General features: G+C 62.6%; 16 protein-coding genes and 4 tRNA genes. 4 read left to right on the forward strand and 16 right to left on the reverse strand.

Annotation, left to right across the window (positions count from 1 at the left end; translation table 11 throughout):
• Nucleotides 1-67 precede the first annotated feature (67 nt).
• The 6 genes from ACZ9A3_RS15760 to leuC form a co-directional block, all read right to left on the reverse strand.
• On the reverse strand, nt 68-1,078 hold the full coding sequence (locus ACZ9A3_RS15760) for an aspartate-semialdehyde dehydrogenase (protein WP_045195107.1): 1,011 nt from the start codon (nt 1,076-1,078) through the stop codon (nt 68-70).
• Nucleotides 1,079-1,238: 160 nt separating this feature from the next.
• Nucleotides 1,239-2,351, reverse strand: a complete 1,113-nt coding sequence (asd, locus tag ACZ9A3_RS15765; RefSeq protein ID WP_045195108.1) for an aspartate-semialdehyde dehydrogenase — start codon at nt 2,349-2,351, stop codon at nt 1,239-1,241.
• Nucleotides 2,352-2,419: 68 nt separating this feature from the next.
• Complete coding sequence (gene leuB, locus ACZ9A3_RS15770; protein ID WP_045195110.1) at nt 2,420-3,502, reverse strand: 3-isopropylmalate dehydrogenase; 1,083 nt, start codon at nt 3,500-3,502, stop codon at nt 2,420-2,422.
• A gap of 53 nt (nt 3,503-3,555) precedes the next feature.
• Complete coding sequence (locus ACZ9A3_RS15775; RefSeq protein WP_123567286.1) at nt 3,556-4,320, reverse strand: class I SAM-dependent methyltransferase; 765 nt, start codon at nt 4,318-4,320, stop codon at nt 3,556-3,558.
• 64 nt (nt 4,321-4,384) lie between these two features.
• A complete protein-coding gene (gene leuD, locus ACZ9A3_RS15780; RefSeq protein WP_045195114.1) occupies nt 4,385-5,029 on the reverse strand; it encodes a 3-isopropylmalate dehydratase small subunit in 645 nt (214 codons plus the stop codon).
• Nucleotides 5,026-6,459, reverse strand: coding sequence for a 3-isopropylmalate dehydratase large subunit (gene leuC, locus ACZ9A3_RS15785; RefSeq protein ID WP_476252898.1), 1,434 nt, complete (start codon nt 6,457-6,459; stop codon nt 5,026-5,028). Before leuC ends, leuD begins: the two co-directional genes overlap by 4 nt.
• 130 nt (nt 6,460-6,589) lie before the next feature.
• Here leuC and ACZ9A3_RS15790 point away from each other — a divergent pair, with 130 nt between their 5' ends.
• Both ACZ9A3_RS15790 and ACZ9A3_RS15795 read left to right on the forward strand, forming a co-directional pair.
• Nucleotides 6,590-7,474 (forward strand): LysR family transcriptional regulator, encoded by an 885-nt coding sequence (locus ACZ9A3_RS15790; RefSeq protein WP_093380610.1) that lies wholly within the window; start codon nt 6,590-6,592, stop codon nt 7,472-7,474.
• 61 nt (nt 7,475-7,535) lie between these two features.
• Nucleotides 7,536-10,832 carry a PAS domain S-box protein gene (locus ACZ9A3_RS15795; protein WP_045195120.1) on the forward strand — a complete coding sequence of 1,099 codons (3,297 nt, stop codon included), beginning with the start codon at nt 7,536-7,538 and terminating at the stop codon, nt 10,830-10,832.
• An 870-nt stretch (nt 10,833-11,702) separates the two neighbouring features.
• Here ACZ9A3_RS15795 and ACZ9A3_RS15800 read toward each other — a convergent pair.
• The 10 genes from ACZ9A3_RS15800 to gltX form a co-directional block, all read right to left on the reverse strand.
• Nucleotides 11,703-12,149: an Hsp20 family protein gene (locus ACZ9A3_RS15800; protein ID WP_045195122.1), complete on the reverse strand. Its 447-nt coding sequence runs from the start codon at nt 12,147-12,149 to the stop codon at nt 11,703-11,705.
• A gap of 115 nt (nt 12,150-12,264) precedes the next feature.
• Nucleotides 12,265-13,224, reverse strand: coding sequence for a tRNA dihydrouridine synthase (locus ACZ9A3_RS15805; RefSeq protein WP_401292113.1), 960 nt, complete (start codon nt 13,222-13,224; stop codon nt 12,265-12,267).
• A 49-nt stretch (nt 13,225-13,273) separates the two neighbouring features.
• The gene (locus tag ACZ9A3_RS15810) at nt 13,274-13,714 is read right to left on the reverse strand and encodes an acyl-CoA thioesterase (protein ID WP_045195126.1); all 441 of its coding nucleotides are present in this window, start codon (nt 13,712-13,714) and stop codon (nt 13,274-13,276) included.
• Between the two features lie 44 nt (nt 13,715-13,758).
• Entirely contained in the window at nt 13,759-14,592 is an 834-nt protein-coding gene (locus ACZ9A3_RS15815; RefSeq protein ID WP_123567284.1) for an alpha/beta fold hydrolase, read from the reverse strand.
• Nucleotides 14,593-14,620: 28 nt separating this feature from the next.
• Entirely contained in the window at nt 14,621-15,160 is a 540-nt protein-coding gene (locus ACZ9A3_RS15820; RefSeq protein ID WP_045195130.1) for a TetR/AcrR family transcriptional regulator, read from the reverse strand.
• A gap of 178 nt (nt 15,161-15,338) precedes the next feature.
• Nucleotides 15,339-15,414 (reverse strand) — tRNA-Glu (locus tag ACZ9A3_RS15825).
• Nucleotides 15,415-15,458: 44 nt separating this feature from the next.
• Nucleotides 15,459-15,534 (reverse strand) — tRNA-Ala (locus tag ACZ9A3_RS15830).
• 53 nt (nt 15,535-15,587) lie between these two features.
• Nucleotides 15,588-15,663 (reverse strand) — tRNA-Glu (locus ACZ9A3_RS15835).
• Nucleotides 15,664-15,742: 79 nt separating this feature from the next.
• Nucleotides 15,743-15,818: transfer RNA gene (locus ACZ9A3_RS15840), tRNA-Ala, on the reverse strand.
• Between the two features lie 280 nt (nt 15,819-16,098).
• A complete protein-coding gene (gene gltX, locus ACZ9A3_RS15845) occupies nt 16,099-17,580 on the reverse strand; it encodes a glutamate--tRNA ligase (protein ID WP_045195132.1) in 1,482 nt (493 codons plus the stop codon).
• Between the two features lie 144 nt (nt 17,581-17,724).
• Between gltX and ACZ9A3_RS15850 the strand changes: the two genes are divergently transcribed.
• Both ACZ9A3_RS15850 and ACZ9A3_RS15855 read left to right on the forward strand, forming a co-directional pair.
• Complete coding sequence (locus ACZ9A3_RS15850; RefSeq protein ID WP_045195134.1) at nt 17,725-18,774, forward strand: HlyD family secretion protein; 1,050 nt, start codon at nt 17,725-17,727, stop codon at nt 18,772-18,774.
• Nucleotides 18,764-20,314, forward strand: a complete 1,551-nt coding sequence (locus tag ACZ9A3_RS15855) for an MDR family MFS transporter (RefSeq protein WP_045195135.1) — start codon at nt 18,764-18,766, stop codon at nt 20,312-20,314. The genes ACZ9A3_RS15850 and ACZ9A3_RS15855 overlap by 11 nt, the downstream gene beginning before the upstream one ends.
• The last annotated feature ends 55 nt before the right edge of the window (nt 20,315-20,369 follow it).

Below are 20,369 nucleotides of genomic sequence, written 5' to 3' on the forward strand. Positions count from 1 at the left end.
CTCTTCCTTTGAATGAACCTTCCCCGGCAAGCGAGAACAAGTGGAGCAAATTGTCGGCAAGTATCTTTTACACAAGGCCTTTTATCAACAATTGCGCCAGCTGGACCGCGTTCAGGGCCGCACCTTTGCGCACATTGTCGGTGGTCAGCCAGAGGTTGAGCTGCTCAACCTCGTCAATTCCACCCCGTACCCGTCCAACATAGACCACGTCCTGGCCCACTGCGTCACCCACCGGCGTCGGATAATCACCCTCCTCCACCAGTTCGATGCTGTCAGCGGCTTCCAGTGCGGCGTTGACCGCCGCCAGGTCGACCGGCGTGCGGCTTTGCACGGACACACTGTAGCTATCGCCGAAAAACACCGGGACTTGAACGCAGGTCACCGAAATCTTCAGTGAAGGCAAGCCGAGCACTTCGCGCAACTCACTGACCAGGCGGCGTTCAAGGGCGCCATGGCCGTCAGCATCGCTGGCACCGACCTGGGCCAACAGGTTGAAGGCCATTTGCCGGTCGAAGAAGCGCGGCTCCAGCGGGCGGGCGTTGAGCAGCTCGGCGGTCTGCCGGGCCAGCTCGTTGACCGCCTCGCGACCCTGGGCCGAGACCGCCAGGCACGCGGTGACATTAATGCGCTCAAGCTCCAGCAAGCCCTTGAGGGGCGCCAGGGTTACCGCCAGGGCAATCGCTGCGGCGCTTGGGCTGCTCAGTTGCTGCGGCGCCTTGAGGCTGTCGAGCACTGCCGGGTTGGCTTCCGGCACCACCGCCGGCGCCTGCTCGGCCGGCAAGCCGCCGGACAGGTCGATGACTGCGCAACCGGCCGCCTGGGCCCGTGGCGCGAAGCTGCGGGTCACTGCCGGGCCGGCGGCGAAGAAGGCCAGCTTGACCTTGCTGAAGTCGAAGCTGTCGACCTCGCGCACGCGCAGGCTCTTGCTGCGAAACATCACGCCGCTGCCCGCCGATTCGTTGCTGGCCAGCAGGTGCAAGGTGCCGACCGGGAAATCGCACTCGTCGAGGATCTGCACGAGGGTTTCACCGACAGTACCGGTGGCACCGATAACGGCGATATCAATAGGCTGGCTCATGGAAAAATCCTCTGCTGAAACGGCGGGAGCGGCACTTTACTTGGATTCTCATGCGCGGAACACCTGAATCGCGGGTCAACCCCGCTCCCACAGCGTGGACCACCCACAAAAAAGCCCGTGCTGTTTCCAGCACGGGCTTGGGTTCAACACTGCCTGGCGATCAACGCTCCAGGAGGATGCGCAGCATGCGCCGCAGCGGCTCGGCCGCGCCCCACAGCAGCTGGTCACCAACGGTGAAGGCGCCCAGGTACTGGGAACCCATGTTCAGCTTGCGCAGGCGACCCACCGGGATGTTCAGGGTACCGGTGACGTTGGTCGGGCTGAGCTCCTGCATGCTGATTTCACGCTGGTTCGGCACCAGTTTCACCCAAGGGTTGTGCTGGCTGATCATGCCTTCGATGTCGGCAATCGGCACGTCCTTGTTCAGCTTGATGGTCAGTGCCTGGCTGTGGCAACGCATGGCGCCGATGCGCACGCAGATGCCGTCGACCGGGATCGGGCTCTTGAAGCGGCCGAGGATCTTGTTGGTCTCGGCCTGGGCCTTCCACTCTTCACGGCTCTGGCCGTTAGGCAGCTCTTTGTCGATCCACGGGATCAGGCTGCCGGCCAGCGGCACGCCGAAGTTCTCGGTCGGGTAGGCGTCGCTGCGCATGGCCTCGGCAACCTTGCGGTCGATGTCGAGGATGGCGCTGGCCGGGTTGGCCAGGTCATCGGCGACCGCGGCGTGGGTCGCGCCCATCTGGCGAATCAGCTCGCGCATGTTCTGCGCACCGGCGCCGGAGGCTGCCTGGTAGGTCATGGCGCTCATCCACTCGACCAGGCCGGCTTCGAACAGGCCGCCCAGGCCCATCAGCATCAGGCTGACGGTGCAGTTGCCGCCGATGTAGTTCTTGGTACCGGCGTCGAGCTGCTGGTCGATGACCTTGCGGTTGACCGGGTCGAGAACGATGACCGCATCATCCTGCATGCGCAGGCTGGAGGCGGCGTCGATCCAGTAGCCCTGCCAGCCGGCTTCGCGCAGCTTGGGGAAGACTTCATTGGTGTAGTCGCCGCCCTGACAGGTCAGGATCACATCGAGGGTCTTGAGCTCTTCAATGCTGTAAGCGTCCTTGAGCGGAGCAATATCCTTGCCCACTGCCGGACCCTGGCCACCGACGTTGGAGGTGGTGAAGAACACCGGCTCGATAAGATCAAAATCCTGCTCTTCCAGCATCCGCTGCATGAGCACGGAACCGACCATACCGCGCCAACCGATCAGACCTACACGTTTCATCGCAACTACACCTTTGCTAAAAAGTGGGCCGCTGCTTCACTAGGAAAAACAGCAGCGGGCCCGAGAGATTACAGATTCCGCAGCGCTGCGACTACTGCGTCGCCCATTTCCTGCGTACCTACCTTGCTGCAACCGTCCGACCAGATGTCGCCGGTACGCAGCCCCTGATCCAATACCAGGCTGACGGCCTTTTCAATGGCCTCGGCTGCCGCCTGCTGGTTGAAGCTGTAACGCAGCATCATCGACACCGACAAGATGGTCGCCAGCGGGTTGGCGATGCCCTGGCCGGCGATGTCCGGTGCCGAGCCGTGGCAAGGCTCGTACATGCCCTTGTTGTCGGCATCCAGCGACGCTGATGGCAGCATGCCAATGGAGCCGGTGAGCATGGAAGCCTCATCCGACAGGATGTCGCCGAACATGTTGTCGGTGACCATCACGTCGAACTGCTTGGGCGCACGCACCAGTTGCATGGCGGCGTTGTCGACGTACATGTGGCTGAGTTCGACGTCCGGGTAGTCCTTGGCGACTTCCTCGACGATCTCGCGCCACAGCTGGCTGGAGGCCAGGACGTTAGCCTTGTCGACCGAGCAGAGTTTTTTACCGCGCACGCGGGCCATGTCGAAACCGACCCGGGCGATACGGCGGATTTCGCTCTCGCTGTATGGCAGGGTGTCGTAGGACTGACGCTCGCCGCCTTCCAGCTCGCGGGTGCCGCGGGGTGCGCCGAAATAGATGCCGCCGGTCAGCTCGCGAACGATGAGGATGTCCAGGCCGGCGACGATTTCTGGCTTGAGCGACGAAGCGTCGGCCAGTTGCGGGTAGAGAATCGCCGGACGCAGGTTGGCGAACAGGCCCAGTTGCGAGCGGATTTTCAGCAGGCCGCGTTCAGGGCGAATGTCGCGCTCGATCTTGTCCCACTTCGGCCCGCCAACGGCGCCGAGCAGCACGGCATCGGCCTTGCGAGCGCGCTCCAGGGTCTGGTCGGCCAGCGGCACGCCGTGCTTGTCGATGGCGGCGCCGCCGATGACGTCGTGCTCCAGGCTGAAACCGAGCTGGAACTTGTCGTTGGCCAGTTCCAGCACCTTGACCGCCTCGGCCATGATTTCCGGACCGATGCCATCACCTGGAAGAATCAGAATCTGCTTGCTCATGCTTTCCTCTATTCAATTCAAGCGGCACGCCCTGTTGGCCTGCCGGAAAAAACCTAGCGTTCGGCCCAGAGCACCACGACATCGGTGCTGAACGAGCCGTCGGCTTCAATCTGGTAATACTGCCGTACTTCTTCGCCCATCGCCTGCTGCAATTGGCGGATGGCGCCACGCATCACCTCGGGGGTGCGCATGCGCTCGACCCACGAGCTGTACTCCAGGCGCAGGCGCTGGCGGCTGTGGCTGCGGGTGAACAGGCCGGCTTCGCTGACCTGCTGCAGCCATTCGCTGGCCGAATAATCGCGTACATGGCTGGTGTCGCGCAGCACCTCGACGCTCTGCAGGTAAGTGTCGAGCAGCGGGCTGCCCGGCGACATGACGTCGATGAAGGCTGCCACGCCGCCGGGCTTGAGCACCCGCTTCACTTCCCGCAGCGCCAGGCCCAGGTCGCTCCAGTGGTGCGCCGAGTAGCGGCTGAAGACGAAATCGAACGATGCGTCAGCGAACGGCAGGCGCTCGGCGGCGCCGCGTTCGGTGACGATGTTCTCGAAGCCACGTTCGCTGGCAGCGGCGGCGACCACATCCAGCATCTGCTGCGACAGGTCGTAGGCCACTACTTCACGCACCAGCGGGGCAACGTGGAAACTCACATGGCCGGCGCCACAGCCAAGGTCCAGCAGGCGTGCCCGGCCCTGGCCGGCAAGCTCGGCCTGTAGCAGGGCGAACTCGCTGCCCTGGGCATGCACGGCGCTGCTCAGGTAGGCACTGGCCTGTTCGCCGAACTGGCGCTGGACGACGTCCTTATGGGTGGTGCTGGTCATCTGCATCTCCTGGGGCCTTATCGCGGGGCATGTGGGAGCGGGCTTGCCCCGCGATTGGCATCAATCAAGCGTCACGAAACAACCAGGGCTGGCTGGCCCGGTGCTTGGCTTCAAAGGCGGCAATCGCATCGCCATCCTGCAAGGTCAGGCCGATGTCATCCAGGCCGTTGAGCAGGCAGTGCTTGCGAAATGCATCGATCTCGAAGGTCAGCACCTTGCCGTCCGGGCGGGTCACGGTCTGAGCCTGCAAGTCGATGCTCAACTGGTAACCCGGATCGGCTTCAACCTGCTTGAACAGCTCGTCGACTTCCTCATCGCTGAGGATGATCGGCAGCAAGCCGTTCTTGAAGCTGTTGTTGAAGAAGATGTCGGCATAGCTCGGCGCGATGATGCTGCGAAAGCCGTACTCTTCCAGGGCCCACGGCGCATGTTCACGGCTCGAGCCACAACCGAAGTTCTCGCGGGCGAGCAACACGCTGGCACCTTGATAACGCGCGTGGTTGAGCACGAAATCCGGGTTCTGCGGGCGCTTGCTGTTGTCCTGGTACGGCTGGCCGACATCCAGGTAACGCCATTCATCGAACAGGTTGGGGCCAAAGCCGGTGCGCTTGATCGACTTCAGGAACTGCTTGGGAATGATCTGGTCGGTGTCGACGTTGGCACGGTCCAATGGCGCGACAAGGCCGGTGTGCTGGGTAAAGGCTTTCATGCTACGCTCCCTTGGATCAACTCGCGTACATCGACAAAACGGCCGGTAACGGCGGCGGCGGCGGCCATGGCCGGGCTCACCAGGTGGGTACGGCCACCGGCGCCCTGACGCCCTTCAAAGTTGCGGTTGGAGGTCGAGGCGCAATGCTCGCCACTCTCCAGGCGGTCGGGGTTCATCGCCAGGCACATCGAGCAACCCGGTTCACGCCACTCAAAGCCCGCTTCGAGGAAAATCTTGTCCAGGCCTTCTTTCTCGGCCTGGGCCTTGACCAGGCCCGAGCCCGGCACCACGATCGCCTGCTTGATGGTCGCGGCCACCTTGCGGCCCTTGGCGATCTCGGCGGCGGCGCGCAGGTCTTCGATGCGCGAGTTAGTGCAAGAGCCGATAAACACCCGGTCGAGCTGGATGTCGGTGATCGCCTGGTTGGCATTCAAGCCCATGTACTTCAACGCCCGCTCGATCGAGCCACGCTTGACCAGATCGGCCTCGGCAGCCGGGTCCGGTACGCGCTGGTCGACGGCCAGGACCATCTCCGGCGAGGTGCCCCAGCTGACCTGCGGCTTGATCTGCGCAGCGTCCAGCTCGATCACCGTGTCGAACACCGCATCGGCGTCGGAGACCAGGTCTTTCCAGGCTTCGACCGCTTGCGCCCACTGCTCGCCCTTGGGTGCATAGGGGCGGCCCTTGACGTACTCGACGGTTTTTTCATCGGTGGCCACCAGACCTACCCGGGCGCCGGCTTCGATGGACATGTTGCAGATGGTCATGCGCCCTTCGACCGACAACTCGCGAATCGCGCTGCCGGCGAATTCCATGGCATGGCCGTTGCCGCCGGCGGTGCCGATCTTGCCGATCACGGCGAGGACGATGTCCTTGGCAGTGACGCCGAACGGCAATGTGCCTTCAACGCGCACCAGCATGTTCTTCATCTTTTTGGCCACCAGGCACTGGGTGGCGAGTACGTGCTCGACCTCGGACGTACCGATACCGTGGGCCAGGGCGCCGAAGGCACCGTGGGTCGAGGTGTGCGAGTCGCCGCAGACCACGGTCATGCCCGGCAAGGTCGCACCCTGCTCCGGGCCGATGACGTGGACGATGCCCTGACGCACGTCATTCATCTTGAATTCGACGATGCCATACTCGTCGCAGTTTTCATCGAGGGTCTGAACCTGCAAACGCGAGACCTGGTCGACAATGGCATCGATACCGCCCTTGCGCTCCGGGGTGGTCGGCACGTTGTGATCAGGCGTGGCGATGTTGGCATCGATGCGCCAGGGTTTGCGATTGGCCAGGCGCAGGCCTTCGAAGGCTTGCGGCGACGTCACTTCGTGGATGATGTGACGGTCGATGTAGATCAGCGCCGAACCATCGTCGCGCTGCTTGACCAAATGCGAATCCCAGAGCTTGTCGTAAAGCGTTTTGCCGGCCATCAGACTGTTCCTCATCAGCGTCTTTCTATGCCAATAACCCCTTGGCTTGTACGGACGATGCTATGCCGATAGATTGAATAACTCAAATTCATAATTTTTATGCTTTGGATAACCAAAAGGAATTCGAGTAGTGGACCTGGCCAACCTCAATGCCTTTATCGCGATTGCCGAGACTGGCAGCTTCTCCGGGGCCGGCGAGCGCCTGCACCTGACCCAGCCGGCAATCAGCAAACGCATCGCCGGCCTTGAGCAGCAACTGGATGTGCGCCTGTTCGACCGCCTCGGCCGCGAGGTCAACCTGACCGAGGCCGGACGCGCCCTGCTGCCGCGCGCCTACCAGATCCTCAATGTGCTGGACGACACCCGCCGGGCCCTGACCAACCTCACCGGGGAGGTCAGCGGGCGCCTGACCCTGGCCACCAGCCATCACATCGGCCTGCACCGCCTGCCGCCGCTGCTGCGAGCCTTTACCCGCCAGTACCCGGCGGTGGCGCTGGATATCCAGTTTCTCGATTCGGAAGTTGCCTACGAAGAAATCCTCCATGGCCGCGCAGAGATCGCCGTCATCACCCTGGCCCCGGAGCCGCACCATCTGGTGCGCGCCGTGCCGGTATGGGACGATCCGCTGGACTTCGTCGCCGCCCCAGAGCACCCGCTGGCACGCAAAGGCGCGGTCAGCCTGGCCGACATTGCCCACCATCCGGCGGTGTTCCCCGGTGGTAACACTTTCACACACCATATCGTCCAGCGCCTGTTCGAAGCCCAGGGCCTGACGCCGAACATCGCCATGAGCACCAACTATCTGGAAACCATCAAGATGATGGTCTCCATCGGTCTGGCATGGAGCGTGCTGCCGCGTACTATGCTCGACGAGCAGGTTGCGCCCATCGCCTTGCCGGGCATACAGCTGTCGCGCCAGCTAGGCTACATTCTGCACACCGAACGAACGTTATCGAATGCCGCCAGGGCCTTTATGGCATTGCTCGACAGCCATGCAAGCCCCTTGAACCACTGAGGTAGTACCCGGGCACACCCGCCCGCTCAAGGACGCGTTATCTGCCAAAGGTCTGGTATCGATGCCCAAATCAGCAAACCGTTTTCCGCGCATGCCCCGAATTCATGCAGCGGACCCCCAGGAATCGGAGCAAACCTGGGAAAACGCCCCGCAACTGTTGGCGGCGCTTAACGGTGCGCGCCTGGGTGCCTGGTTCTGGGATGTCGAGACCGGGCAGATCAGCTGGTCGCGCGGCACCCAGGCGCTGTTCGGCTTTGACCCGCACCAGCCGCTGCCCAATGACCTGGACTACCTGGAACTGGTGCCCATGGAAGACCGCGCCCGCGCCCTGCAGGCCTTTCATGCGGTGGTCAACGGCGAGCCGGTCGAGCAAGCCCTGCGCCATCGCATCCGCTGGCCCGACGGCAGCCTGCACTGGCTGGAAATCAACGGCAGCATGACCAAGGACCGCAACGGCCGGCGACAGATGGTCGGGGTGATTCGCGAAATTACCCGCCAGCGTGAACGGGAAGCGGCGCTGATCAACTCGGAAAAGCGCTTTGCCACGCTCTTCCACCTGAGCCCCAATGTCATCCTCCTGACCCGCCGCGCCGACGGCATGATCTACGAGGTCAACCAGCACTTCGAGAACATCCTCGGCTGGCCGGGCCACCAGATCATCAACAAAAGCACCCTCGAACTTGGCCTGTGGGTGCATCCACAGCAGCGCCTGCAGGTGCTGGCGGCGACCAGCGGCACCAGCGGCCCGGTGACCCTCGAAGTGCAGTTTCGCGGCAGCAGCGGCGAAGTCCACGACGGCCTGCTCTGTACCCAGAACATCGACCTGGAAGGCACCGCCTACCTGCTCAGTACCTTCGTCGACACCAGCGAGCGCAAACGCGCCGAACAAGCGCTCAAGGACAGCCAGGAACGCCTGGACCTGGCCCTGGACTCGGCACAACTGGGCACCTGGGACTGGCACATCCCCAGCGGCATGCTCTATGGCTCGGCGCGCGCCGCCGAACTGCACGGCCTTGAGCCGGTGCCGTTTCACGAATCCTTCGAGTCGTTTTTCGAAGGCGTGCCGGAAATGGAACGCAGCAGCATGCGCCAGGCCTACCGCAGCCTGCGCGAAGGTCCGGCCGGCAATTACCAGATCACCTACCGCATCCAGATGGAAGACGGCAGCTCGCGCTTCATTGAAAGCCGCGCGCGCCTGTACCGCGATGAACAGGGCAACCCGCTGCGCATGGCCGGCACCTTGCTGGACATCACCGAACAAGTGGAGCGCGAGCAGCGCCTGACCAGTTCCGAAGAAAAGTTCGCCAGCCTGTTCCAGGCCAGCCCCGACCCGATCTGCGTGACCCGCCAGGACAGCGGCCAGTTCATCGAGATCAACCCGGCCTTTACCCAGGTGTTTGGCTGGAACGCCGAACAGGTACTGGGCAACACCGCCGAACAGATCGGCCTGTGGGCCGAGTCGGCCGAACGCGCCCGGCGCATCGAACGGGTGATCCGCGACCAGGCCTTGAACAACGTCGCCGTGGTGGTCAACCACAAGGACGGGCAGCCGCTGACCTGCGTGATTTCCAGCCGCCTGATCAAGGTCGACAACCAGCCCTGCAGCGTCACCACCCTGCGCGACATCACCCAGCAGCAGCGCGCCGAAGCGGCGCTCAAGGCCAGCGAAGAGAAATTCGCCAAGGCCTTCCATTCAAGCCCCGACGCCATCACCATCACCGAACGCGACAGCGGCCGCTACCTGGAGGTCAACGACGGTTTCTGCCGCCTGACCGGCTACAGCGCCGCTGAAGTGATCGGCCAGACTGTGCACGACATCGGCATCTGGGCTGACGACAAACAGCGCGCCGCGCTGCTCAACGAATTCCACGACAAAGGCCGCGTGCATCACCGGGAAATGCTCGGGCGCAACAAGCGTGGCGACATTCTCACCGTCGAGGTTTCGATCGAGCCGATCAACCTCAACGAAACCGAGTGCCTGCTGCTCACCGCCCGCGACGTCAGCCAGTTGAAGAATGCCCAGGCGCAGATCCGCCACCTGGCCTACCACGACCCGCTGACCAACCTGCCCAACCGCGCCCTGTTGATGGACCGCCTGAGCCAGCAGATCGCCCTGCTCAAGCGCCACAACCTGCGTGGCGCCCTGCTGTTTCTCGACCTCGACCACTTCAAGCACATCAACGATTCGCTTGGCCATCCGGTCGGCGACACGGTGCTGAAGATCATCACCGCGCGCCTGGAAGCCAGCGTGCGCCTGGAAGACACCGTCGCGCGCCTGGGTGGTGACGAGTTCGTGGTGCTGCTCAGCGGCCTTGAAGGCAGCCGCGAGGAAGTCACGGAAAAAGTCCGCGAACTGGCCGACACCCTGCGCGAACTGCTGGCCGAGCCAATGTCGCTGGACGGCCAGCGCCTGCAGGTGACGCCGAGCATCGGCGTGGCGCTGATCCCCGACCACGGCTCGACCCCGGCCGATTTGCTCAAACGTGCGGACATCGCCCTGTACCGGGCCAAGGACTCCGGGCGCAACACCACGCAAATGTTCCACACCACCATGCAAAAGGCTGCCAGCGAGCGCCTGCGCATGGAGAACGACCTGCGCCTGGCCCTGGCCCGCGGCGAACTGGCCCTGCACTTCCAGCCCCAAGTCGACGCCCGCGACAACCGCATCGTCGGCGCCGAAGTGCTGTTGCGCTGGCACCACCCGCAACTGGGCCAGCAGCCGCCGGCGCAGTTCATTCAGGTACTGGAAGAAAGCGGGCTGATCCTCGAAGTTGGCAGCTGGATCCTCGACGAAGCCTGCGACGCCTGCGCCGGTATGCTGCGCGACGGCCTGATCGACCCCGACGACTTCAGCCTGTGCGTGAACATCAGCCCGCGCCAGTTCCGCCAGAACGACTTCGTCGAACGGGTAATGCGCAGCCTTGACGACTACCGCCTGCCGCACAAGATCCTCAAGCTGGAAATCACCGAGGGCATCGTCATCCAGAACCTCGAAGACACCATCAGCAAAATGCGCGAGCTCAAGGCCTTTGGCGTGAGCTTTGCCATGGATGATTTCGGCACCGGCTACTCCTCGCTGACCTACCTCAAGCGCCTGCCGGTGGATGCCCTGAAGATCGACCAGTCCTTCGTCCGCGACGCCCCGATCGACCCCAACGACGCCGAAATCGTCCGCGCCATCGTCGCCATGGCCCGCAGCCTGGACCTGGCGGTGATTGCCGAAGGGGTGGAGCTGTCGGAGCAACTGGAGTTTCTTGAGCGGCTGGGCTGCCACTTGTACCAGGGCTACCTGCATAGCCGGCCGTTGCCGCTGGGGGAGTTTCGGGCGATGTTGCTTGAAGCGCCGGCGGGCTACTGAAGCTTTCGAAAATGTAGAAGCGGGCTAGCTCCGCGATATCGTCCCGCCCGCCACATCGCATCGCGGGTCAAGCCCGCTCCCACAAAAGCAACTCGAATCATGCTCTTGATCTGCTTTTGATCTTGATCCACCTGGCCCCGTCAACCAGAAGGGCCGAGTGCAGGTGTTGCGAAGGGGCTAGTGCGCAGCACCTTCGGCGTAGCCGAAGTTGCGAAACGTAGAGTTGCTTGCAACTCGTAGTTCGCAATGCCCTGTAGCGACACCGGAGCGAGGGAACCCGAAGCGCAGCGTAGGGCCCACTGGTGGGGCGAGAATTTTTGCTTACTTTTTTTTCGACTGAAAAAAGTAAGCCGCCGTAAGGGCGGAAAGGTGACTCAGCACCACCAAAACAATCGGATCAACACCCAAATCTCAGAGCGAAAAAAGGGTGCCCGAAGGCACCCTTTCCTAAACAAACAACAATTCAGAGCAGGCTTGCTCTCCCACAAAAGCAACGCGAATTGTGCTCTTGATTTTGATCTGCTTGTGATCTTGATCTACCGGCCCCGTTAACCAGAAGGGCCGAGTGCAGGTGTTGCGAAGGGGCAAGTGCGCAGCACCTTCGGCGTAGCCGAAGTTGCGAAACGTAGAGTTGCTTGCAACTCGTAGTTCGCAATGCCCTGTAGCGACACCGGAGCGAGGGAACCCGAAGCGCAGCGTAGGGCCCACTGGTGGGGCGAGAATTTTTGCTTACTTTTTTTTCGACTGAAAAAAGTAAGCCGCCGTAAGGGCGGAAAGGTGACTCCGCGCCACCAAAACAACCGGATCAACACCAAAATCTCAGAGCCAAAAAAGGGTGCCCGAAGGCACCCTTTCCTGAACAAACAACAATCAATTCAGAGCAGGCTTGCTCTCACCATTGATCGGAATCCGCTTGGCCTTGGCCTCTTCCGGCACAATCCTCAGCAGATCAATGCTCAGCAGCCCGTTCGCCAGACCAGCCGCCTTGACCTCGATATGGTCAGCCAACCGGAACGACAACTTGAACGCCCGTTGGGCGATGCCCTGATGCAGATAGGTAACGCTATCAGCGTTGCTGTCACGCTTGCCGCCAGTCACGGTCAAGACGCCTTTCTCCACCTGCAGGTCCAGATCCTGCTCCTGGAAACCGGCCGCAGCAACGACGATTCGATAATGGTCATCGCCATGTTTTTCAACGTTGTAGGGAGGGTAGCTGCTACCCGCCTCATTACGCGCCGCAGATTCGAACAGGTCATTGAAACGGTCGAAACCCACGGAATGGCGGAACAGTGGAGCCAGAGAAAAAGCAGTAGTCATGATGCATCTCCTGAAAATCAGCGAGGTTGTGTAGTAACGCGACCCGACTTCGGCATCGCGTACTCCCTAGATAAGGACCCTCGCCTGCTTTTCAAGCAACCCTGCAAAAAATTTTTCAGGCCGCCTCGCTGACCGGTACACCAATCAACTGCCCGACCCGATTGCAGTCGGTTTCCCGACGCAATTCGGTGAACAGCGCCACCGCTTCGGGGTAGGTGCGGGTCAGCATCGCCACCCATTGCTTGAGACGCCCCGGCGCCTGGCGCGGGGTCATCTGCGCGCGGGCCTGGCCCCAGAAGTCCTGGATCAGCGGCAGCAAGCTCTGCCAGTCCATGGGCACGAACTCGACGCCATCGCGTTCGGCGGCAATCTGCCGGGCCAGGTCCGGGCGCGAAACCAGGCCACGCCCCAGCATGATGTCTTCAACGCCACTGACTTCGCGGCAGCGCCGCCAGTCTTCCAGGGTCCAGACCTCGCCGTTGGCATACACCGGCACCTTGACCACCTCTTGCACCCGCGCCACCCACTCCCAATGGGCCGGCGGCTTGTAGCCGTCAACTTTGGTCCGCGCGTGCACCACCAACTGCTCGGCGCCGCCTTCGGCCAGGGCCCGGGCACAGTCCAGGGCGCCGTCGGGGCTGTCGAAACCCAGGCGCATCTTGGCCGTGACCGGGATATGCGCAGGCACCGCGCGACGCACTTCACGCAAGATCGCGTGCAGCAGTTCCGGCTCCTTGAGCAGCACCGCCCCGCCCCGCGACTTGTTGACGGTCTTGGCCGGGCAGCCAAAATTGAGGTCGATCACCGGCGCGCCCAGCTCACAGGCCAGCACTGCGTTCTCGGCCAGGCACACCGGGTCGGAACCGAGCAATTGCACCCGCAACGGCACCCCGGCTGCAGTGCGGGCGCCCTGGCTCAGCTCCGGCGCGAGCTTTTCGAAGGTCGCCGCCGGCAGCAGGCGGTCGCAGACCCGAATGAACTCGGTGACACACCAGTCGATGCCGCCCACCTGGGTCAGTACGTCGCGAAGAATGTCGTCGACCAGCCCCTCCATCGGGGCCAGGGCAATTTGCATGGGTTGCATCTCGGCTGGAAAAGGCCGGCAGTCTAGCAAAATCCGCGGCTTACAGCGCTCCGGCCATCAGCGCCGGGCCATAGCCGTCGATAAACTCGGCCGGCATGCGCTTGGGTCGCCCTGTGGATAACTCGATGCAGACGAAGGTGGTTTGCGCACGCAGCAAAGTGGTGCCGTCGCTGGGGCGGACCAGCTGGAAGCGCCGGGTCATTTTCAGCCGCTGGTCCCAGTCGACGATCCAGGTTGCCAGTTGCAGCTCGTCGTCTTCGTAGGCAGCGGCCAGGTAGTCGATTTCGTGGCGGACCACCGCCATGGCCCGGTCCAGGCGCCGGTATTCGGCCAGGTCCAGCCCCAGGCGCTGGGAGTGGCGCCAGGCGCAGCGCTCGAGCCAGGTGACGTAGACCGCGTTGTTGGCGTGGCCGAGGCCGTCGATGTCGTCGGCAGCGACCCGCAGGTCGATGATGAACGGTGTTGCCAGGTCCCAACTCATGCCCGCTCCAGATCCGTGGTTAACGGGCAGAGTGTACCGGATGCTCAGGCCGATTGCCGGGCCGGTGAACTGCTGCGCTGCAGCAGCGCCAGCACCCCTTCGCGCACTTGTGGGTCAGCCAGCACCCGCAGGTGACCACCGTCGGGCAGGCGCAGCAGGCGGCTGTCGAACCAGGCGCGGTGGATGGCGTCGGACTCGTCTACCGGTACCAACTGGTCGTCCTCGGCATGCACGATCAAGCCGGGCAGCTCCAGTTGGTAGCCGCTGACATCCAGGCGAGAAATCTGCACGCCGACATCGCGCTCAATCTGGCGAATGAACGCCGCCCGCGCCCGCGCCGGCATGCCCAGGTGACGAGCGAAACCGCGGATCACGCCAAGCAACTGCGCCGGCGCGGCGATGCTCACCGCCACTTCGGCGCGCAGCCCCCACTGCAACGCCAGGAGCATGCTGGCGCCGCCCATGGAATGGCCAACCACGGCCTTGAGCGGCGGCAGTTCGGCGGCGGCTTCCAGCAAGGCACGGGCGAACAGCACCACGTTAGCTTCGTTGCCCGGCGAGCGGCCATGGGCCGGGCCTTCCAGGGCCACGGCGGTGTAACCGGCGTCGACCAGGCTGTCGATCAGGTGGGCGAACTGGGTCGGGCGCCCTTCCCAGCCGTGCATCAGCAGCACGGTCGGGCCCTGGCCCCAGCGCAGTGCCGAGAGGCCGAAACGCAAGGTGATGCGCTCGGCGCGGGCCAGCAGCGGCAGCTCCCAGTCTCGCGGCGGCCGGTTGCGCGGGGTCATGAAGGCACGGCGCATCTTGCGTGCGATATGTTCCGGCGCCAGATGCCCGAGGGTGCCGTTAACACTACGAATCCAGCTCAAGGTATTCATCGCTTCACTCCGGTGGATATCGCGTAGTTCAGACAACCGCCGACTTGGCGGCGCGCAGGATGCGGTCAGACAGCTCGTCAGTGCCCAGGGCCCGGGCCAGGGCCAGGCCACCAATCATCAGGGCCATGTCGGCGAGCACCTTGTCGGCCTCTTCCGGGCTGTCGGCGAGGTTGGCCATCATCAGTTCAATGTGTTCGGCCAGCACTTCGCGGAAGGCTTCCGGAAGGCGCGCCATTTCGCCCAGCGAGGTCGGCAGCGGGCAGGCACGCTCGGTGGCGTCGCGGTGCTTGCGCGACAGGTAGAAGGCGGCAACCAGAGCCCGGCGCTCCTCGCCGCTCATGTTCGGGTCGACTTCGGCGAGCAGCGCCCGACGCTCGCCCAGCAACTGGCGAAAGGCTTCGAGCATCAACGCGTCCTTGCTGTCGAAATGGGCGTAGAAGCCACCGACGGTCAGGCCGGCGGCGCCCATCACCTGATTGACGCTGGGCTCGGCGGGGCCATGCTGGATCAGCGCACTGCAGGCAGCATCGAGAATCCGTTCGCGGGTCTTGGCTTTTTTGTCGTTCATGCTCGCCTCCAAAATATTATGGTTAGAATATTATTCTCATCATATTTTTTAGCAAGCAGAAATTGCTGCCGCTGGTCGCGTCAGGCAAGAAAGGCGTGAGGAGAAGTTTTTTCAAGACAAAAACAAAAGGCTCATTCAATAATCGAATGAGCCTTGAAATCCCACAAAGTGGGTAAAATGGCGTCCCCTAGGGGACTCGAACCCCTGTTACCGCCGTGAAAGGGCGGTGTCCTAGGCCACTAGACGAAGGGGACTTGTAACCTTCGTGCAGATCCGTTTTCACGAATCCTGGCAAAATTGGTGGAGCTAAGCGGGATCGAACCGCTGACCTCCTGCATGCCATGCAGGCGCTCTCCCAGCTGAGCTATAGCCCCAGATTTCTAGCCTCGCGGCCCAGCGACTTATTTCGACGTCGCTTGTGTAAAACTGGCGTCCCCTAGGGGACTCGAACCCCTGTTACCGCCGTGAAAGGGCGGTGTCCTAGGCCACTAGACGAAGGGGACGAACCTTCTTACCTTACCAACCCGGTCGCTGGAACCCGGTTGATTCCGCAGTCAGTCTAGCTGACTGCGAATCGGAATTTGGTGGAGCTAAGCGGGATCGAACCGCTGACCTCCTGCATGCCATGCAGGCGCTCTCCCAGCTGAGCTATAGCCCCACAATGTCGCTTTGAACTTGAATCGCTTGGCTGGGTGCTTCGCGTTTCGTTTTCGTTCATCGCTGTGGACGGGGCGCATATTAAGATCGGATGGCGAACCTGTCAAATATATTTTCAACAAAATTCAAAAAAAATTTCCGAGATAACAAACACTTACCGCCCGAGCGGATGAAACACCCCGGTTTTACAGGGGTTTGCGGGCTTCTTCGCGGGGCAAGCCCGCGCCTACTGAACAGGTAGGAGCGGGCTTGCCCCGCGAAGTTTTACCAAGGTCAGGCAATCAGGCGATGGTGCCCAGGAGCTTTTCCCACTCTTTGTTTTCTTTCTTCGACACACCACCGAGCAGGTCCAGAGCCTGGCGCAGGCGGTAGCGGGTCAGGTCCGGGCCGAGGATTTCCATGGCATCGAGCACCGAAACCGAGCTGGCCTGGCCGGTGATGGCGGCAAACATCAGCGGCATGGCATCACGCAGCTTCAGCTCCAGGGCTTCGACCACCGCCTGGATGCAAGCGGTGATCCGCTCTTTTTCCCACTGGCGCAGGCTTTCGAGCTTCCACAGGATCAGCTGGATCACCTGGCGTACCTGGTCGGCCGAGAGCTTTTTGCTTTCGAACAGCTTGGCGTCGAGCTTGAGCGCACCTTCAAAGAAGAAGCCGCCCAGCGGCACGACCTGGCTGAAGGTCTCTACCCTGCCCTGCACGTGCGGCGCGATCTGCATCATGTAGTCGCTGTTGAACGCCCATTTCTGCAGGCGCGCAGCGAATTCCTCTACCGGCAGTTCGCGCAGCCACTGGCCATTGAGCCACGACAGCTTCTCGATGTCGAAGATCGGCCCGCCGAGGGACACCCGCGACAGGTCGAAGTGCTCGACCATCTCGGCCAGGGAGAACTTCTCGCGCTCGTCCGGCATCGACCAGCCCATGCGGCCCAGGTAGTTGAGCATGGCTTCGGGCATGAAGCCCATGCGCTCGTAGAAAGTCACCGAGGTCGGGTTCTTGCGCTTGGACAGCTTGCTCTTGTCCGGGTTACGCAGCAGCGGCATGTAGCACAGGGTCGGTTGTTCCCAGCCGAAGTACTCGTACAGCTTGATCAGCTTGGGCGCCGACGGCAGCCATTCTTCACCGCGCAGCACGTGAGTGATGCCCATCAGGTGGTCATCGACGACGTTGGCCAGGAAGTAGGTCGGCAGGCCGTCGGTCTTCATCAGCACCTGCATGTCCATGCGGTCCCACGGGATTTCGACGTCGCCACGGAGCATGTCCGGGACCACGCAGACGCCTTCGCTCGGCACCTTCATGCGGATCACGTGCGGCTCGCCAGCGGCCAGGCGGCGCTGCACTTCTTCAGCCGACAGCAGCAAGGCGCGACCGTCGTAGCGCGGGGTTTCGCCGCGGGCCATCTGCTCGGCACGCATCTGGTCGAGCTCTTCGGCGGTGCAGAAGCACGGGAAGGCGTGGCCAAGGTCGACCAGTTGCTGGGCGTACTGCTTGTAGATATCGCCCCGCTCGCTCTGCCGGTAAGGGCCATGCGGGCCGCCGACGTCCGGACCTTCGCTCCACTCGATGCCGAGCCAGCGCAGAGCGTCGAAGATTTGCTGTTCCGACTCGCGGGTCGAGCGCAACTGGTCGGTATCTTCGATACGCAGGATGAACTCGCCGCCGTGCTGCTTGGCAAAGCAGTAGTTGAACAGGGCGATGTAAGCGGTGCCGACGTGGGGATCGCCAGTAGGCGAAGGCGCGATACGCGTGCGAACGGTGGTCATGGACAGTCTCGAACTAGAGATGAAACAAAGGCTGGATGTTAACAGGGAGCGGGCACCGGGCTCCAGCAATGGGCGCGATCGGCACTTGTAAGCACGGCTGCAAACGCTGTTAAATTTGCTTACATTTTTACAACGATCGTACCCATGCCTGCCCAACTCAAGCGTCGCCTGCTGATTTTTCTTGCCCTTGTCCTGCTGATTGCCCTCGCCTTCCTGGCCCACTGGTACTTCAAGGGACGCTTCTATGAAAGCACCGACAACGCCTACGTGCAGGGCGAAATAACCCGGGTTTCCAGCCAGCTGAGCGCGCGCATCGATCAAGTGCTGGTACAGGACAACCAGCACGTGGCCAAGGGCGACCTGCTGGTGCGCCTTGAGCCCGAAGATTTTCGCCTGGCCGTTGAACGCGCCCGCGCCGCCCTCGATACCCGCGAAGCCGAACGCCTGCAGGCCGAAAGCCGGCTCACCCAACAAGCCAGCCTGATTGCCGCAGGAAAAGCGCAGGTTGCCGCTAACCAGGCCACCCTCGGCCGTGCGCAACTGGACCTGAACCGCGCCGAGGCCCTGCGCAAACCGGGCTTTGTCTCGGAAGAACGGGTCACCACACTGTCAGCCGAAAACCACGTCGCCCGCTCCCAGGTGAGCAAGGCCCAGGCCGACCTGCAAGGCCAGCGCCAGCAGGTCAACGCCCTGGCCGCCGAGATCAAGCGCCTCGATGCGCAGATCGTCAACGCCCGCGCCGACCTGGCCCAGGCCGAGCTGAACCTGACCCGCAGCGAAATCCACGCCCCGATCAGCGGCATCATCGGCCAGCGCGCCGCGCGCAATGGCCAGGTGGTCCAGGCCGGCGCCTACCTGCTGTCGATCGTCCCCGATGAAGACATCTGGATTCAGGCCAACTTCAAAGAAACCCAGATCGGCCACATGCAGCCCGGGCAAAAGGCTGAACTGCTGTTCGACAGCTACCCGGACACCCCGATCGAAGCGCGGGTCGACAGCCTGTTCGCCGCCTCCGGCGCGCAGTTCAGCCTGCTGCCGCCCGACAACGCCACCGGCAACTTCACCAAGGTGGTGCAGCGCATTCCGGTAAAACTGACCTTCGCCGCCAACAACCCGCTGCACGGCAAGATCCGCCCGGGCATGTCGGTAACCGCCACCGTTGATATCCGCGACAACGCCGACCATGGCCGGTGACCAGTTGATCCGTCCCGCCGGCGAACCCAGCCGGCGCGACTGGATCGCGGTAATGAGCGTGATGCTCGGCGCCTTCATGGCGGTGCTGGACATCCAGATCACCAATTCCTCGCTCAAGGACATCCAGGGCGCGCTGTCGGCAACCCTGGAGGAAGGCTCGTGGATTTCCACCTCCTACCTGGTGGCCGAGATCATCATGATCCCGCTCACCGCCTGGCTGGTGCAGCTGCTGTCGGCGCGGCGCCTGGCGGTGTGGGTGTCGCTGGGCTTTCTGGCCTCATCGCTGCTCTGCTCCATGGCCTGGAACCTGGAGAGCATGATCGTCTTCCGCGCCATGCAGGGCTTTACCGGCGGCGCGCTGATCCCCCTGGCCTTCACCCTGACCCTGATCAAGCTGCCCGAGCACCACCGGGCCAAGGGCATGGCCATGTTCGCCATGACCGCCACCTTCGCCCCCTCGATCGGCCCGACCCTGGGTGGCTGGCTGACCGAGAACTGGGGCTGGGAGTACATCTTCTACATCAACATCCCGCCGGGGCTGATCATGATCGGCGGCTTGCTGTACGGCCTGGAGAAGAAAGAAGCCCATTGGGAACTGCTGAAAAGCACTGACTATGCCGGTATCGTCACGCTGGGCGTCGGCCTTGGCTGCCTGCAGGTGTTTCTAGAGGAAGGCCACCGCAAGGACTGGCTGGAATCGAGCCTGATCGTCACCCTGGGCAGCATCGCCCTGCTCAGCCTGATCACCTTCGTGATCCTGCAGTTTTCCAAACCCAACCCGCTGATCAACCTGCGCATCCTTGGCAACCGCAACTTCGGCCTGTCGAGCATTGCCAGCCTGGGCATGGGCGTGGGTTTGTACGGTTCGATCTACCTGCTGCCGCTTTACCTGGCGCAGATCCAGAACTACAACGCCCTGCAGATCGGTGAAGTGATCATGTGGATGGGCATTCCGCAGCTGTTCCTGATTCCGCTGGTGCCGCAGCTGATGAAGGTGATTTCACCGAAGATCCTCTGCACCCTGGGTTTCGGCCTGTTCGGCCTGGCCAGTTTCGGCTCCGGGGTGCTCAACCCGGACTTTGCCGGCGAGCAGTTCAACCATATCCAGATCATCCGCGCCCTCGGCCAACCGATGATCATGGTGACCATCTCGCTGATTGCCACCGCGTACATCCAGCCACAGGACGCCGGCTCGGCCTCGAGCCTGTTCAACATCTTGCGCAACCTGGGTGGCGCCATCGGCATCGCCTTGCTGGCGACCTTGCTGGATGCACGTACCAAGGTGTATTTCGATTACCTGCGCGAGTCGATCGTGCCGAGCAACCCGCAAGTCGCGGAGCGTCTGGCGCAACTGGCAGAGCGACTGGGCAGCGATGCGGCGGCGCTGGGCAAGCTGAGTGAAATCACCCACCAGCAGGCGATGATCATGGCCTATAACGATGCCTTTCACTTTGTCGGCATCGGCTTGGCGATCAGCATGCTGGCAGTGGTGATGACGCGCAAATTGCCGCAGGGGTTGAAGGCTGGGGAAGCGCACTAATCGCGGCGCCTTATCGCGGGTCAAGTCGAGGCGTCGCACCGCCGCTCCCACAGGT

Source organism: Pseudomonas sp. TE4620, assembly GCF_056279045.1.